Raw genomic sequence first — 16,111 nt, forward strand, 5'->3', positions numbered from 1 at the left:
GCGAAGTGGAACCACCTGATCCATTCCGAACTCAGTAGTGAAACGCTTCAGCGCCGATGGTAGTGTGGGGCTTCCCCATGTGAGAGTAGGACACCGCCAGGCTTCAAATACGACGAGACCCCGAGCTGACGCTCGGGGTTTTTTCGTTTGGGGAAAGCCAAAAGCGTTATTGGTTATTCGTTATTGGTTATTCGAAAAAGCCAACCCCACCCACGAATAACGAGTAACGAATAACGAACAACGAATAACGAATAACGCCCTTCACCTTCTACCGTTCTAAACTTTTTAGCCGTATAATCAGCGAATGAGCGAAACAAAAATCTCCACTGATTTATCTACACTTCATACATTTCGATTACCTGCAAAGGCGCAAGATATTATTTTCTTGGATAGCCAAGAACAGGTAAACGACATACCTTCTGATGCATATATATTAGGAGGCGGTTCTAATACTATATTCTTGACTGATTTTAAAAAGCCGATTGTCTGTGTTCGTGTTAAAGGTATAAAAGTAAGGCAAGCTAAAGAGCACTGGTCAGTTAAAGTCGGAGCCGGTGAAGATTGGCATAATCTGGTACTATTCTTAAACAAGAAGGGTATTCATGGACTTGAGAATTTAGCTCTCATTCCAGGTACAGTTGGAGCCGCACCGGTTCAGAATATCGGAGCATACGGTCGAGAAGTCAGTGATTTTATAGACTACGTTCAGGTTTGGGATAGACAGGAAAGAAAACTAGTAAACGTTTCGACTGTTGATTGCCAGTTTGGCTATCGTGATAGCATTTTTAAACAGTATCCTATGCGCTGGGTGATTCTTGAGGTTCATTTCCTGATTCCAAAATTATGGCAACCAGAGTTATCTTATGGTGAACTAAAAGCATTAAATCAGCCAGTTTCCGCTACTGATATTTTGAACAAGGTTATAGCTATCCGAACTGCGAAACTACCAGATCCTAAAGTCATTCCAAACGCTGGTAGCTTTTTCAAAAATCCAGTGATAAGTAGAAGCAAATATTCCGAGCTGATTGAGCGTTTTCCAACAATGCCTTATTTTGAATTAGCTACCGGTGAAATTAAATTAGCTGCAGGGTGGTTAATTGATCATTTAAACCTGAAAGGATTTAAGATTGGTGGTGCGGCAGTTCATATGCAACAAGCTTTGGTATTGATAAATTCAGGCGGGGCAACTGGTGCAGATGTGGTAAAACTAGCGCGTCATATACTATCAGTTGTCTATGAAAATTACGGTATTGAGTTGGAAGCTGAAGTTCGGTTGTTAGACGAAAAAGGATTAGTTTCGTTATGAAGCCACAGCGAATAGAGAGAATAGTTCAGGTTATCGAAATGCTGAGTGACGGTCAGTTTCACTCCGGTGAAGCCTTGGGTGAAAAACTTCACGTAAGCCGAACCGCGATTAGTCAATATATAAAGGATGTTCAAGCGCTTGGTATCGATGTTTTTCGAGTTACAGGTAAAGGATATAAATTTGCCAAAGAGTTAAAGCTTCTCGATTTAGAAAGAGTTACCAATTATTTACGCGCCAACGATGAAAACGTAGAGAATGTTCACCTCGAGCGAGTCATTGGCTCGACCAATGACTTTATTAAACATGCGCTAAACAGTCCGATTGATTCTGGTTATGCCGTGTTCTCTGAAGCGCAAACCGAAGGCCGCGGTCGTCGTGGTAAACGGTGGATCTCACCATTTGGTAGCAATCTTTACATGAGCATGTATTGGCGCCTTGAAGATGGTATGGGCGCGGCTATGGGGTTGAGTCTCGCATTAGGTACTGTTATTGCTGAACTGCTATCGGAGCTTGGCGTTTATGATGTCGAGGTGAAATGGCCAAATGATGTGATCGTCGACGGAAAGAAAGTTGCCGGTATTCTTATAGAACTCGAAGGTCAAGCGCTTGGTGTTGCGCATGCCATTATTGGAATTGGTATCAATATTCAAATGCCAAAATGGCTAGGCGAGCAGATCGATCAACCATGGACAGACTTGAGTACGCTTTTGAACAATAACTTTGACCGAAATCAGTTGGCCGCGCTCCTGCTCGCAAAATGCCGAAAAGCTCTGAAGCTATATGAAGGTGAGGGATTGAAGCCATTTATTTCTCGCTGGCAAAAATTTGATCGACTCGCTCTTAAGCCCGTTCGCATTATCATGGGAGAGAAGGAACTGCATGGCATTGCTGAAGGTATAGACGAAAGTGGGGCATTACTAGTAAAACGCGACGGTAAGCTAGAGCGTTTTCACGCAGGAGAGGTAAGTTTACGTTATGGCGCATAAACTGTTAATAGATGCAGGTAATACGCGAGTTAAAACAGCCTTAATGGATGCAGAAGGGCACCTAGAGCCATGGCTGAATGTGGCTTACGCAGAACTTAATCAGCACACATTGCCTGACGGTATTGAAAGTGTGTGGTTGGCGAGCGTGAGCAGCCAAGACCGCAATCAGGTGGTTGAAGCTTGGCTCGATAATGCGAAGAAAACGGTTGTACGAGTCGTTACAGAATCTAAGGCTTTCGGTGTAACAAACTCGTATGCCGAATTCAGGAATCTCGGTGTTGATAGATGGTTGGCTATGGTAGGCGCATTTGATGAGCAACCAAAAGCTACAGTGATCATCGATGCTGGAACAGCCATCACGGTGGACTGGATAGATGAGAATGGGCAGCATTTGGGCGGCTGGATTGCGCCGGGTGTGCATCTCATGAAACATTCGGTTATCAATCGGGCTCCAGGAGTGTTTGTCGGCCACGAAGGTGATGACCATTGGGGTAAGGCGCATCAACTGGGTCAAAACACGCCTGAATGTTTATTGAATGGCTGCGTGAATGCTTTTGTTGGCTTAGTTCGACAAGCAATAGCCGTTTCTGAAACTGAGCTTGACTGGTTTGATTATCGCATTCTATTTAGCGGTGGCTCGATTCCACTACTTCCTGCAGATTTAAAGCGTCGAGGAGAAGTCCGAAGTGAGTTAGTTCTGCAAGGACTAGCTTGTTACGCGCGGCAGGCATAAAAAAAGCACAGCTTTATTTAGCTGTGCTTTTTTCTGTAAAGCGTAAGCAAACATCGATGAAAACAAGTAATTATGAGAGCCTTCCGCGGAAGTCTTCGTAAGTAAATTTTCGAATCAAATCGAATTTACCGTCGCGGCGCAAAATGCCAATGCTAGGATGTTCAACGCCATTAAAGAATGATGTTTTTACCATTGTGTAGTGCATCATATCTTCAAAAATAAGACGATCGCCTGGCTGCAGCGGTTCCTCAAAGCTATACAGACCAATCACATCACCAGCTAAGCATGAGTTACCACCTAGCTTATAAGTGTTTGGTAATACACCAGGTTCACGAGCACCGGTGATATTCGGTCGATAAGGCATCTCTAATACATCAGGCATGTGTGCTGTTGCAGATATATCTAACAAGGCAATTTGCCCATCATTTTCGATAATATCAACGACTTCAGCTACCAACGGACCTGTTTGCCATGCAACGGCTGAACCCGGTTCAAGAATAACCTGAATGCTGTAGGTTTCTTGAATGCGCTTTAATTGTTTAATCAGGTGTTCAACATCATAACCTTTACGGGTCATCAGATGACCACCGCCTAGGTTAAGCCACTTCATTTTATGCAGAAGATGCCCGAACTTTGACTCGACCGCCGCAAGGGTGCGCTCGAGAGCAAATGAGTCGCACTCGCATAGGTTATGAACGTGTAGTCCGTCGATACCCGTTAAATCTGCGCCTGCCAATTCTGAAGCGCGAATGCCAAGGCGTGAACCAGGAGCACTCGGATCGTACAACTCAGTTTCTGCTTCTTGATGTTCAGGATTGACGCGGAGTCCAGCTGAAACACCGGAAGCGAGAGTTTGTTCGCGATAGCGTTGCCATTGCGACAAACTGTTGAAAGAAATGTGATGAACTATTGGTAATAATTCATCAATATCACTTTGTTTGTACGCAGGAGCATAAGCATGAACTTCGCGACCAAATTCTTCGGCAGCTAAACGTGCTTCCCAAACTGAGCTAGCAGTGCACCCTTTCAAATACTGTTTTACTAAAGGAAAGGTACTCCACATCGAGAAACCTTTCAGTGCCAAAATGATGTCGGCACCGCTTTCTTGTTGAACGCGCTGCATTAATTGAAGATTGCGCTCAAGCGCCGCCTCGTCACAAACGTAACAAGGCGACGGAATTGCCGAGTCTAGAAATGGATTCGTCATGATATTAGCGCTTAAATGGCGATTCAGTTTCAACAACTTTCCATGGCAAGCCATATTTATTCAGGCGTTCCATGAACTCGTCTGGATCAAATTGTTCCATGTTCCAAACGCCTGGCTTCATCCAATGACCTTGCAGCATCATTGATGCAGCGATCATCGCAGGAACGCCAGTTGTATATGACACAGCCTGAGCGCCGACTTCAGCATTACAAACAGCGTGATCACAATTGTTGTAGATAAAGATAGTCTTCTCTTTGCCATCTTTGATACCGGTGACGTAGGTACCAATACAAGTCATACCGGTGTAACCTTCAGCCAAAGAACCCGGGTTAGGTAAAACGGCTTTAAGGAATTCCAACGGTACTATTTTTTGCCCTTGGAACTCAATTGGCTCAATTGAGGTCATGCCAACATTCTCTAACACGCGCAAATGCGTTAGGTATTGCTCGCCAAAGGTCATCCAGAATCGCGCACGTTTCAAGGTTGGAAAGTGTTTCACTAATGACTCTAACTCTTCATGGAAAAGTAGGTAAGAAGCGCGCACACCAACACCCGGATAGTCTAGGTCTTCGCGAACACTAATTGGATCGGTTTCGTGCCATTCACCGTTTTCCCAGAATTTACCGCGTTGGGTAATTTCGCGGATATTTATTTCTGGGTTAAAGTTGGTTGCAAAGGCTTGACCGTGGTCGCCTCCATTACAGTCAACGATATCTAAATAGTGAACTTCATCGAAATAATGTTTCGCTGCATATGCAGTGAACACGTTAGTCACACCCGGGTCAAATCCAGCTCCAAGTAAGGCCATAATGCCTTTCTCTTTAAACTTGTCTTGATAAGCCCACTGCCATGAGTATTCAAACTTGGCTTCGTCTTTCGGTTCATAGTTCGCGGTATCAAGATAATGTACGCCAGTTTCGAGACAAGCATCCATAATTGGTAAATCTTGATATGGTAAGGCAACGTTGATCACTAGACTTGGTTGTACTTTGCGAATAAGGTCAGCAACTTCGCTAGCTTGATCAGCATCAACTTGATAAACACCGACGACGCGATCCTTGCCCACTTCTTCTTGAAGCTTTTCGCATTTAGAAACAGTTCGGCTAGCTAGGTGAATTTCCGAAAAGTACTCCGGCAGCATCGCACATTTTTTTACAACGACGCCAGCAACGCCGCCCGCACCAATAATTAAAACTCGTGACATGTTAAAAATACCCTTCCGTTGTGGGTGAACACAAAGGCTAAAAGATAGCATAATTTTGCTAACTAAGCATGTTTAGGTAACTATTTTAACAGTGTTTAACGGGTGAGTTCGAGATATTCGCGTGCAATTTGGCGCAACTGATTTTGCATCGTTTGCTGACTACTGTATCCGTACTTTTGAGTGAGTCGGGCAAGGTCTTCAGCCACATTCAATATCTGCCCTGGAAGGGTGACACCAGAGGCTTTTATTGGATATTTTTTATCACAAACGTTCCATGCGAACTGAGCTTCAGTAAATGGTAAATTTCCATATGCGAATCCCACCAATACTGCTCGTGCAATGCGGTACATGGCTGTGTTAACACTCACATCAACATGATTACGCCAATCCAGCTCAGCATTACAATACTGGTGAAGTCTTTCAATAAGCTCGCGACTTTCATCATTAAGCCCGAGTGCGAGGATGGCGTTTGGGTAACCACTCGCCATATTGAGTTTTCGGCCCATGCGCACAATTTTATAAGGACTTTGACGCCAAAACTCTAATACGTCGGGGCTGGCACCAAAACTTGATCCTAACGCATCAACTTGTGCGTGTAATGATAGCTTCTTTAGCTCGTTTAGGAGTTCTAAACCAATACCCTGGCGACGAACTTTATCGTGAACTGCTACTCGGGTAACTCGCCACCACCGCCAGCTCAAAACCTCTAATTGTTGCAAGTAAAATGCTATTGCTTGTGGCAATATTTGACCATTCAGGCGGCGTTTTCCATCGACGATAGGTTGTTGTAATTCTTGCGGTAATTGACCCTCGAGGCTATACCAGATAACACCAATGATACTATCTTGGCGACGAGCTAAAACAAGTCTTTGTTGCTGGTCGTCGAGCAGTAAGCGTAAGTCGTTAGGGCTACTCTGATAGTGAGCTTCTAGAAGTAAAGTAATAACTTCTTGCAGGTCATACTCAGACAGTTCGCTTGCGTGCGTGTCTTGAAACGTTGTCGACGATTGCGTATCTGTAAAAATTGAATGGTCGTTTTTCTGATGGTGAGCCTGCATTAATAACGCCTGATTCAACCACGGCTCCACTTCATCATTTACCGACCAACGCATTGGCTCTGTTAAGTCATGCAGCTTGCACGTACGCTGCTGCTGTAACCATTCAACAAAGCGAACTGCAAAACCTCGGCCGCAACCTTCATAACCATCTACGGTACTCGCTACTGCCCAAACGGTAAATCGTTGCACTAGTTGTTGTAATACATGCATTGGTATCGCTGCGGCTTCGTCAATGATAAGTCGTACGCTTTGTGGGGCATAATCACTCAATAATTTATCCCAAGGTACAAAGCGAACTGATTTTGCTGCATGTTCAAGTAGCGTTGTGGTTGCGGAGGGCCGAGGTCCGGTGACTACCAGCTCGCGGCCGCGATAATTTCGTATCCATGCTTGGCAAGCCAAGCCAAGAGTTGTGCTTTTCCCTCGCCCGCGGTCGGCCATGAGAATATGGCAGGTGCCGGGTAGATCAATCATTTTCTCAATAATTGTCTTTTGCGTTGAGTTCGGTAAGCTTATTTTTTTTGATTTCGGTAAGTTCGAGCCGGCTAATTCTTGCGTTAAGGCTTTTAAATCTGTATCCGGTTTTAGGATTTCAATTCGAGCAAAATTAACGCTGGAAGCGAGCAGACGCTTTTTAAAAGGCGTTACTGCTTCCGGCAGAAAGACAAACAAAATGCCACCTCCGTTCACGGTCCCCGCTAATGCAGCAAGGGCATCAGCGTGAATCACTTCTGTGAACTCAAGCACAACGAAATCGTTCGACGAACCTAAGTAATCGCGATACCGATGTACCGCAATGTCATTGCTTTCGTTATCAGATAAACACAACGCAGTAGGAAGTTGATTTATCACTGCATTTTTGTGAAATGCCTGCCAATCACGTGGACCATCAAACAAAAAGACTGCTCGAACGCGAGCAGTCTTTAGGTGATGAGCAATTCGCTGTAATCCCATAGTTTAAATGAGCGAGATTGCGAAGAATTTAGTTAGCACGGTGTTGATGAATACAACAGCAAGAATCAACGGAATAAATGTACCAATTGCAAAGCTTACGTACTTTTCCAGCCATGAGGTTGCATAAGCTTGATTCCCCTCGCTTAATTCTGCGGTTAGCTGACTGCGTTTCCAACGAAAACGTACAAACAAACAGATGAGCAAACCATTCAGCGGTAAAATTGTATCGTAGAAGACGTCATAGATGACATCAAAAACCGATTTATCAACACCGGCATAATGGGTGAAAGCTGTGAACCATGGAACCAAACCAAATGAGGTTGCCGCAATTAGCGTAAGTACGGTAATTGCAATACCCATAATCAATAGGGCTTTCTTACGTGAAATGTCACGCTTTTCCATTAATGATGACGTTGGTACTTCAATAATAGAAACCAGCGACGTAATTGCCGCAACAAACGCTAATAAAAAGAAAATGGTCGCAGCAACACTGGCAGCTAAGTATCCAACCGATTCTGATAGTGCTAGGAAAATATTTGGAAAGAATGAAAATATCATGCTTACCGAAGAATCGCTCAACGAATCAGGATTAGTATCTGGATAAATGGCGAAAATTGCTGGCAATGTCATTAGACCGGCAATAAATGCAACCGCTGTGTCAGTGACTGCAACCAGTTTACCTGATGTGACAATGTCATCACTACGGCGGAAGTAAGAACCGTATGTGATCAGAATACCCATACCGAGCGATAATGAGAAAAATGCCTGCGCCAATGCCCCGTTAATCACTGAACCATTAATTTGGCTAAAATCTGGCACCAGATAGAATTTCACTCCAGCCCATGCGTTATCTAATGTCAGGACAAAAATAACAAGCAAGATGAGCATTAGAAATAGCGTTGGCATGAGAATTTTAGATGCGCGCTCAATGCCTTTGCGAACACCACCAACCAAAATAAAGTTGATAATGATGGTAACGCCGACTAAATACCAAATGAAATCATAGTCGTTAACGAAGTTAGTAAAGAAACCCTCACTGGCCAGAGCATCAAGGTTGCCAAGCAACGATTGCACGAGATAGCCAAAAATCCATACCGTGATGACCATATAAAACACGGCGATCATAAACGGCGTTATGGTTGCCAATAAGCCAGCTATACGCCAACGTTTTAAGCCCTGTCCAAGTTCTGAATATGCTTTATAAGGACTGTGCTGAGCTCGGCGGCCAAGTCCCATTTCTGCCAACATGACAGGTAGACAAATGAACGCTACAAATAATGCATAAATTAATAAAAATGCGCCGCCGCCATTTTTGGTTGCTGCAACGGGGAAGCCTACAAGATTACCAATGCCGACCGCAGAACCAGCTGCGGCAAGAATAAAACCGATTTTGGAGCTGAAATGCTCACGAGATGCGCTCATAGAGAGAACCCTTGCTATTCGTTATTATAATGGTTTGCAAACCGCACAATCCTAGCGCATGCGTTCATCGCCGGCAAGCAGACCAGACCAACCGCTAAAAATATGCGGTTTTAGTCTGGTCACGGGTCGATTACGAGAACCAACGTAGTATTTTTTGCTTAAATGACGTGTATGGCGGGTACCGAAAATTTGGGTCAATAGCAAATGGTCTCGTCATTACCGATTTCATATGGCTAAACGTATCAAAACCAAATTTACCGTGGTACCGGCCCATACCACTAGGTCCGACGCCACCAAACGGCAACTCTGGATTGAGCATAAACATCAAGGTGTCATTGTTACACTGGTTCCCCGCGTGAGTTTGTTCGGTGAGTTGTTGTAGTTGCCGTGCGGAATTACTAAAGCCGTAGAGAGCCAGAGGTTTATCTCGTTCTTGTATAAAGTTGATAGCTTCCGCCAGATTTTTAACTTTAAGAACCGGTAAAATAGGGCCAAAGATTTCTTCTTGCATGACCTTGCTGGCAGGGTCAACGTCAGATAGAACAGTCGGCTGAATGTAACGGTCGTCTCCGTCAAACTCGCCACCAAACACAATTTGGCCGTCATTGAGATAAGTTTTAAGGCGATCAAAATGCTGACGATTAACAATTCGACCATAATCAGCTGAGTGTTGCGGATCATCTCCAAAAAAAGCTTCGCAGGATTGTTTTAACGCAGCGATAAACTCGTCATGTTTTGCCTCATCCACCAAGACATAATCGGGAGCAATGCAGGTTTGGCCGGCATTTATCCATTTTCCCCACGCAATTCGTCGTGCTGCAACGCTGATATTGGCATCGGCTAAAACCACAGCTGGGCTTTTTCCACCTAGCTCTAAAGTTACCGGGGTTAGATGTTCTGCAGCGGCATGCATAACAATCTTGCCCACGCGTCCACCACCTGTATACATAATGTGATCGAAACGATGTGTTAATAGCTCAGAGGCGACATCGGCGCCACCGGTGACAACATGAACAGCTTCTGGAGCCAGGTAATCAGGCAATAGGCGCTCAATAAGCTCTGCCGTTTTAGGTGATAACTCAGATGGCTTAACAACCACACAGTTACCTGCGGCAAGAGCAGCTACCAGAGGACTAAGGAGTAATTGTAGTGGATAGTTCCAAGCCCCAATAATAAGAACCACACCAAGAGGTTCTGGATGCAGATAACTTTTACCTGGCCACGCTAGCAGTGGCTGCCGTACGCGTTTTGGCTTCACCCACTGATTTAAATGATGCAGTGTATGCTTGATATCGCTTATTAGAAAACCTAGCTCGGTAAGCCAACCTTCAGCTGACGATTTCCCTAAATCTTCTTGTAACGCGTTTAGGAGTTCTTTTTCGTGCTCATCAAGCATCTGCTGCAATTTCTGGAGTTGCTCTTTGCGCCACGCAACTGAGCGGGTCAAACCGCTATTGTAGGTGGTCCTCAATCGCTGCAAGCGTTGTTCTAACTGTTGTTTCATGCAAAGCCGCCTAAGGTGATGTTCTTAGTTTCTTGGTATTCGGCCAAGCCATAGCGAGAGCCCTCACGGCCAATACCGGATTCTTTCACGCCGCCAAAAGCATTGTACGCGTGAGAAATTGCGCCGGCATTAATCCCTAACATGCCACATTCAAGTTGTTCACTGACGCGTTGAATGCGAGTGTAATCTTGAGCGCAAAAATAACCGGCTAGACCAAACGGTGTATCATTTGCGCGCGCGATGCCTTGCGCCTCATCGGTAAATTTTTGTACGGCAATAACCGGGCCAAATATTTCTTCTTGTGCAATACGCATTGCCGGCGTTATCTCAGTGATTAAAGTAGGGGCGTAGAATAACTCACCCAGTTCTGTTAGAACTTTGCCGCCGGTGACAAGTTTAGCGCCATGCTGCTGCGCATCTTTAAGCAATTCTTCAACTTTGTCTATTGCAGCAGAGTTAATCAGGGGACCATAGTCCACTTCTTCTGCATCGCCAGGAGCAACTTTGATTGTTGCCAATGAGCTCTGTAATTTTTCAATGAATGCTTCGTGCACGGTTTCTTGCACTAAAACACGATTGGCGCTAATGCAGGTTTGGCCTGCATTACGGAATTTGCATGCAATTAGTTCGCGAACTGCCACATCAATATCAGCATCGTCAAATACAATGAATGGTGCATTGCCTCCTAACTCAAGTGAAACTTTTTTCATGGTTTGCGCACACTGTTCCATTAGTGCTTTACCGACTGCAGTTGAGCCGGTAAAGGTAAATTTCTTAACACGAGGATGTTGAGTGAATACTTCGCCAACTTCTTTTGACTGTGTTGTTGGCACAAAATTAATTACGCCATCCGGAATGCCTACTTCACTAGCAAGTTGCGCAAGTGCTAGTGCTGAAAGCGGCGTTAGTTGTGGTGGCTTAACAACAATTGTGCAACCTGCAGCAAGGGCGGGAGCAACCTTTCGCGTAATCATCGCATTGGGGAAGTTCCACGGCGTGATGGCAGCACATACGCCAATCGGTTGCTTGATAATCCAACTGCGTTTGTCGTTTGCACTAACGGGCAAAATATCTCCGTAACAACGTTCAGCTTCACCAGCGAACCAATCCACGAAGCTGGCGCCATATTCTATCTCTCCGATGGCTTCGGCAATCGGTTTGCCTTGCTCAGCACTCATTAATTCACCAAGTGCTTGTTTATTATCGAGCATGCTTTGATACCAGCGGCGCAACAGGTCAGCTCGCTGTTTCGGGGTTTTTTCACGCCAATGCTTCAAGGCTTTATGAGCAGCCTCCACTGCGCGTTCAGCCATGGTTGCGTCGCCGTCAGCAACCTCAGCGATAGTCTCTCCAGTGGCTGGGTTGGTCACTTCGAAGCGTTTATCGGTTGGTATCCAATGACCATCAATGAAAGCATTGGTTTGAACGAGTGAACGCATGGTATGTGTTGACATGACTACTCCCAATTTTTGAATGTATAACTCAGTATTAGGCTTATACGTCAGAACTTCAATGCTAGTTTACCTTGTGTTTATTTAACAATTAGCGTATAGTTCGCCGCCTCAGGGTCATTACCGCTATTGATGGGAGCGGACTTACCCCTGAATATGCTGGGGTAAACAGCGCCTAAATTCCTGCCAGAGTGTTCATCGTGTTCTGTAGCTGGGCGTATATCCCCCTTATATATGCAATACAGAAACATGTGAGAAAAATATGTCTGAAGTAATGACTGGCCAATCGTTTGCCGATCTGGCCCTGCCTGCTGTTGTGCTTAAACAGCTAGAAAAAATGAATTTCACCCAACCGACGCCAATTCAGTTACAAGCAATTCCTGCCCTGATTGAAGGCAAGAACGTGCTTGGCGAAGCGCAAACCGGTACCGGTAAAACGGCTGCGTTTGGTTTGCCAGGTTTGTCTGCAATTGATACCAAAGAACGCGCGACACAGATGTTGGTGGTTGCACCGACTCGTGAGCTGGCGATTCAAGTTGCTGAAGCTGTAGCAGAATTCGGACAGCAAATGCGCGGTCTTGAAGTGGCTACCGTTTATGGTGGCGCAGCTTTTGGTCCACAAATTAAAGCGTTACGCGGCGGTGCTCATGTTGTTGTGGGAACGCCAGGTCGTTTACTCGATTTATTAAACAAAGGCGTTTTGAACTTAAGCGCTTTGCGTTTAGCGGTGCTTGATGAAGCCGATGAAATGCTCAACATGGGCTTCATTGACGATATCGAAACCATCATGGGCGCAGTGCCGAACACAGCACAGCGCGCGTTATTCTCGGCGACCATGCCTCCGGCAATTCGTAAATTAGCGAAGACTTTCCTTGTTACCGAAGCGGGTGAGCAACCGTTAAATATTCAAATTGCAGCCATTGAGAAAGCGAAGGCGACGATTCGTCAACGCGCGTGGTTAGTGCGTGGCTTGAGTAAAATGCAAGCGTTAACGCGTTTGCTCGAAACCTTAGAGTATCAGCGCGTATTGATTTTCGTACGTACGCGTTCAGACACCATGGATGTTACTGAGCAACTGCAAGCATCTGGTTTTAAAGCGTCTCCATTAAGTGGTGACTTGAACCAAGCACAGCGCGAGCAAACTGTGGCGCAATTGCGTAGCGGTCGTATCGAAATCTTAGTAGCAACGGATGTGGTAGCGCGTGGTCTTGACGTGCCAGAAATCACGCACGTTGTGAACTATGATTTACCAGGCGATAGCGAATCTTATGTTCACCGAATTGGTCGTACCGGCCGTGCCGGACGTAGTGGTGAAGCGATTTTGTTCTATCGCAACAAAGAAAAGCATTTGCTTCGCACCTATGAGCGCTTAACCAACGGAACTATTGAATACTTTGAAGTTCCGAATGCGAAAGAATTGAGTGCGCATCGCCAACAGAAACTGCAAGAGCAAATCGTAACGACGGTTGCTGGTGGTCAATTTAACCAATTGAACGAAATCATTGCCAAAATGCAAGCTGATACGGGTTTGTCGGCAGAGCAAATTGCTGCCGCTTTGTTAGCTCAGCAAAACTTGCAGCGTCCGTTGATTGTTGCGGATGATCCGGCGCCACGTAAATTTGAAGAACGTACTGAACGTCGTGGTAAACGTGATGCTCGTGATAGCCGCGATAGCCGCGATAGCCGCGATAGTCGTGATGGTCGCGAAAAACGCAGCTCTCGAGATCGTCGTGATGCGAACGTTGAGTTTGACACTTATCGCATTCAAGTTGGTCGTGAGCACGGTGCTCGTCCACAAGATATCGTTGGTGCCATTGCGAACGAAGCTGATATGGATAGCCGTTTTATCGGTCAAATTCAGTTATTTGACGGCCATAGCTTGGTTGAGCTACCAAAAGGCATGCCGACAGCTGTTGTGCGCGTATTACAACGTGCGCGTGTACGTCAACAACAGATGGGCCTCGAGTTAGCTCCAGGTGAGCAAATTACTCGTCGTCCACGTCCACCTGCCGGCGAACGTCCACCGTTTAAAGGTGCGCAACGTCGTGGTGATAATAAAGGCGGACGCGGTAATCCAGGCGAACGTCGCGCGCGTCGCGCTCAGTAAGTGTTATTGATATCCGGCCTGATGGTTCACTCGAATCATCAGGCTGGTGTCATACCCCCAAGCCTCAGCTTTCTTCATTATTTCCTCAAGTTCGCTTTCTGGTACATTTGGTGTACGTGAGAGCACCCAAAAATAATCATGGCTATCGCTCGTAATGACCGCCAATGAGTATTCTCCAGCGTCATTTGTTTGCAATTCACTAATGTAGTAACCACCATAAAATGGCCAAAAGAATGTTACTTTATACATGGCCGTATCGACAGGCTTGGCAAGGCCAATTGCTGTTTCCCATTCACCAAGCTCGGTATTGTAGCCGCGGTTAGTGACTTCAATGGTACCGTCCTGATTGAGCCGATATTCAGCTGTAACACGTTCTAATCCTTCTTCAAAGCTATGTGGTAAGCGAACAATTTCGTGCCATGTGCCTAGGTATTTCGTCGCTTCAAACTTATCAATTACCGGAGCCACCGGTGTTGGATTGCTGCTACAACCGACGATATAAAAACTGGTGAGTAAGATAACTATAAATCTGCTCATATTTTTTCCTTTTTAGCGTTTCTATCAACTCCGTTTATAACGAATCAATTTGGTTTAAGTACAAGCGCGCTTGCTCCAATAGTTCTTGCTTATCTGTCTTATCTCGTTTATCCCATTGGCTTAAGATTAATCCCAATCTCGCATTCTTGCTAAGTTGCTCGTAATGAGAATCTATAAAATGCCAATACAGACTGTTGAAAGGGCATGAATTTGTGCCGACACGTTGATTGACGTCATAGTGACAATGCTGACAGTAATTCGACATTTTATTGATGTAAGAACCGCTCGATACATAGGGTTTGGTGGCAAGAACTCCACCATCAGCAAATTGACTCATGCCGCGTGTATTTGGCAACTCGACCCACTGCAAGGCGTCGATATAAATTCCTAAATACCAAGCGTCGACCTCGTCAGGGTTCACGTTCGCAAGCAGTGCAAAATTGCCAGTAATCATTAACCGTTGAATGTGGTGTGCATAGCTAAATTCAAGCGATTGCTGAATACTTTTTGCCATGCACAGCATGTGTGTTTTGCCGGTCCAGTAATAACTTGGCAAAGGGGCTTTGTTTTCAAAAAAGTTGGTGGTGGAATAGTCAGGCATGTGATGCCAGTAAATAGCCCGAATAAACTCTCGCCAACCAATGATCTGACGTACAAATCCCTCAATTTGTGCGATGTTTATTCGAGATGAATTGTTCTGCCAATAGGAAATTGCTTTCTCGACAACTTCGCGAGGACTGAGCATTTTGGTATTTAGTGAAAATGACAAACGCGCATGAAAAAGCGACCAATACTCCGTGTGCATAGCATCTTGATAGCGTCCAAAATTTTCTAGTAGGTTTTCCACGAAAAAGTCGAGTAGTTGCCTCGATTCGAGCCGTGATGTTGGCCAAATGAATCGCTGCGGTTCAATGTCACCGATGGTTTCAACGCCTGCTTTTTTCAACATAGCGATAATGTCGCTTACGTTATGGGAAAACAATAATGGTTTGGCAACATCTTGTTGATTGGGCAGTTTGTTACGATTGTCTTTATCAAAATTCCATTTACCACCTATTGGTTTATCGTTTTCCATGAGGTAGCCAGTTTGTTGGCGAACCCGGCGGTAGAACGATTCCATTAAGAAGTTTTCTTTACCTGGGAACCAGTCATTTAACACACTGCGTTGAGTTAAGAAGTGCTCACTGTCATACCATTGCACTTCAACCGACTGCTGCCCAGCCCAAGCTTGTAGGTACTCATCAACACGATACTCATCGGGTTGTTGGAGCTGAACTTGTCGTGTACGAGGAAGACGCTGAAGCAGCGCGGATAAGTTTTTGGTAACACTCTGACGGTTGTTCGGATCATCTAGTGATAGGTAACAAACGTGATGTCCAGCCGCGCTTAATGCTTGCGCGAAATGACGCATCGCAGCGAAGAACCCAACAATTTTCTGAATGTGGTGTTTGGCGTAGTCGGTTTCTTCGCGTACTTCCATCAGTACGAATAGTCGATTGCGATCAATCGTTTTAAACCAGCTATGACCAGCATTCAATTGATCACCTAAAACAAGTGCTAAGGTGGTAATTGAATCATTTGGTAGGCGATTAAAACTGATATCACCAAAAGATAAGGACGACGAATGAGTGGCCATCTGTTA

The 16,111-nt window shown here is 45.2% G+C and carries 12 protein-coding genes and 1 rRNA gene; 5 read left to right on the forward strand and 8 right to left on the reverse strand.

Translation table 11 applies throughout. The annotated features are described in order from the left end of the window. The 4 genes from rrf to CWI76_RS00020 form a co-directional block, all read left to right on the forward strand. A 5S ribosomal RNA gene (gene rrf / locus CWI76_RS00005) occupies positions 1-102 on the forward strand; the annotation flags it as partial. A gap of 202 nt (positions 103-304) precedes the next feature. Then, a complete protein-coding gene (gene murB / locus CWI76_RS00010) occupies positions 305-1,306 on the forward strand; it encodes a UDP-N-acetylmuramate dehydrogenase (RefSeq protein WP_126758363.1) in 1,002 nt (333 codons plus the stop codon). Next, positions 1,303-2,292 (forward strand): bifunctional biotin--[acetyl-CoA-carboxylase] ligase/biotin operon repressor BirA, encoded by a 990-nt coding sequence (gene birA / locus CWI76_RS00015; RefSeq protein WP_126758364.1) that lies wholly within the window; start codon positions 1,303-1,305, stop codon positions 2,290-2,292. Before murB ends, birA begins: the two co-directional genes overlap by 4 nt. Further along, entirely contained in the window at positions 2,282-3,025 is a 744-nt protein-coding gene (locus CWI76_RS00020; RefSeq protein WP_126758365.1) for a type III pantothenate kinase, read from the forward strand. The genes birA and CWI76_RS00020 overlap by 11 nt, the downstream gene beginning before the upstream one ends. A 70-nt stretch (positions 3,026-3,095) precedes the next feature. On the opposite strand, the gene nspC is transcribed toward CWI76_RS00020, so the two are convergent. The 6 genes from nspC to CWI76_RS00050 all read right to left on the reverse strand — a co-directional run bounded on the left by nspC (position 3,096) and on the right by CWI76_RS00050 (position 11,828). Then, entirely contained in the window at positions 3,096-4,232 is a 1,137-nt protein-coding gene (gene nspC / locus CWI76_RS00025) for a carboxynorspermidine decarboxylase (RefSeq protein WP_126758366.1), read from the reverse strand. A 4-nt stretch (positions 4,233-4,236) separates the two neighbouring features. Beyond that, positions 4,237-5,436: a saccharopine dehydrogenase family protein gene (locus tag CWI76_RS00030; protein WP_126758367.1), complete on the reverse strand. Its 1,200-nt coding sequence runs from the start codon at positions 5,434-5,436 to the stop codon at positions 4,237-4,239. A gap of 95 nt (positions 5,437-5,531) precedes the next feature. Further along, positions 5,532-7,448: a tRNA(Met) cytidine acetyltransferase TmcA domain-containing protein gene (locus tag CWI76_RS00035; protein ID WP_126758368.1), complete on the reverse strand. Its 1,917-nt coding sequence runs from the start codon at positions 7,446-7,448 to the stop codon at positions 5,532-5,534. A gap of 3 nt (positions 7,449-7,451) precedes the next feature. After that, positions 7,452-8,870, reverse strand: coding sequence for a sodium-dependent transporter (locus CWI76_RS00040; RefSeq protein ID WP_126758369.1), 1,419 nt, complete (start codon positions 8,868-8,870; stop codon positions 7,452-7,454). 130 nt (positions 8,871-9,000) lie between these two features. Further along, a complete protein-coding gene (locus tag CWI76_RS00045) occupies positions 9,001-10,374 on the reverse strand; it encodes an aldehyde dehydrogenase family protein (RefSeq protein ID WP_126758370.1) in 1,374 nt (457 codons plus the stop codon). Further along, the gene (locus CWI76_RS00050) at positions 10,371-11,828 is read right to left on the reverse strand and encodes an NAD-dependent succinate-semialdehyde dehydrogenase (RefSeq protein WP_241967912.1); all 1,458 of its coding nucleotides are present in this window, start codon (positions 11,826-11,828) and stop codon (positions 10,371-10,373) included. Before CWI76_RS00050 ends, CWI76_RS00045 begins: the two co-directional genes overlap by 4 nt. Before the next feature lie 259 nt (positions 11,829-12,087). Between CWI76_RS00050 and CWI76_RS00055 the strand changes: the two genes are divergently transcribed. Then, a complete protein-coding gene (locus CWI76_RS00055; RefSeq protein WP_126758371.1) occupies positions 12,088-13,932 on the forward strand; it encodes a DEAD/DEAH box helicase in 1,845 nt (614 codons plus the stop codon). A gap of 3 nt (positions 13,933-13,935) precedes the next feature. On the opposite strand, the gene CWI76_RS00060 is transcribed toward CWI76_RS00055, so the two are convergent. Together CWI76_RS00060 and CWI76_RS00065 are read right to left on the reverse strand one after the other, a co-directional pair. Then, positions 13,936-14,469 carry a lipocalin family protein gene (locus CWI76_RS00060; RefSeq protein WP_126758372.1) on the reverse strand — a complete coding sequence of 178 codons (534 nt, stop codon included), beginning with the start codon at positions 14,467-14,469 and terminating at the stop codon, positions 13,936-13,938. Positions 14,470-14,503: 34 nt separating this feature from the next. Continuing rightward, the gene (locus tag CWI76_RS00065; protein ID WP_126758373.1) at positions 14,504-16,105 is read right to left on the reverse strand and encodes a cryptochrome/photolyase family protein; all 1,602 of its coding nucleotides are present in this window, start codon (positions 16,103-16,105) and stop codon (positions 14,504-14,506) included. Positions 16,106-16,111: the final 6 nt, after the last annotated feature.

This window comes from Pseudidiomarina marina, from assembly GCF_003987045.1.
GTDB lineage: Bacteria > Pseudomonadota > Gammaproteobacteria > Enterobacterales > Alteromonadaceae > Pseudidiomarina > Pseudidiomarina marina.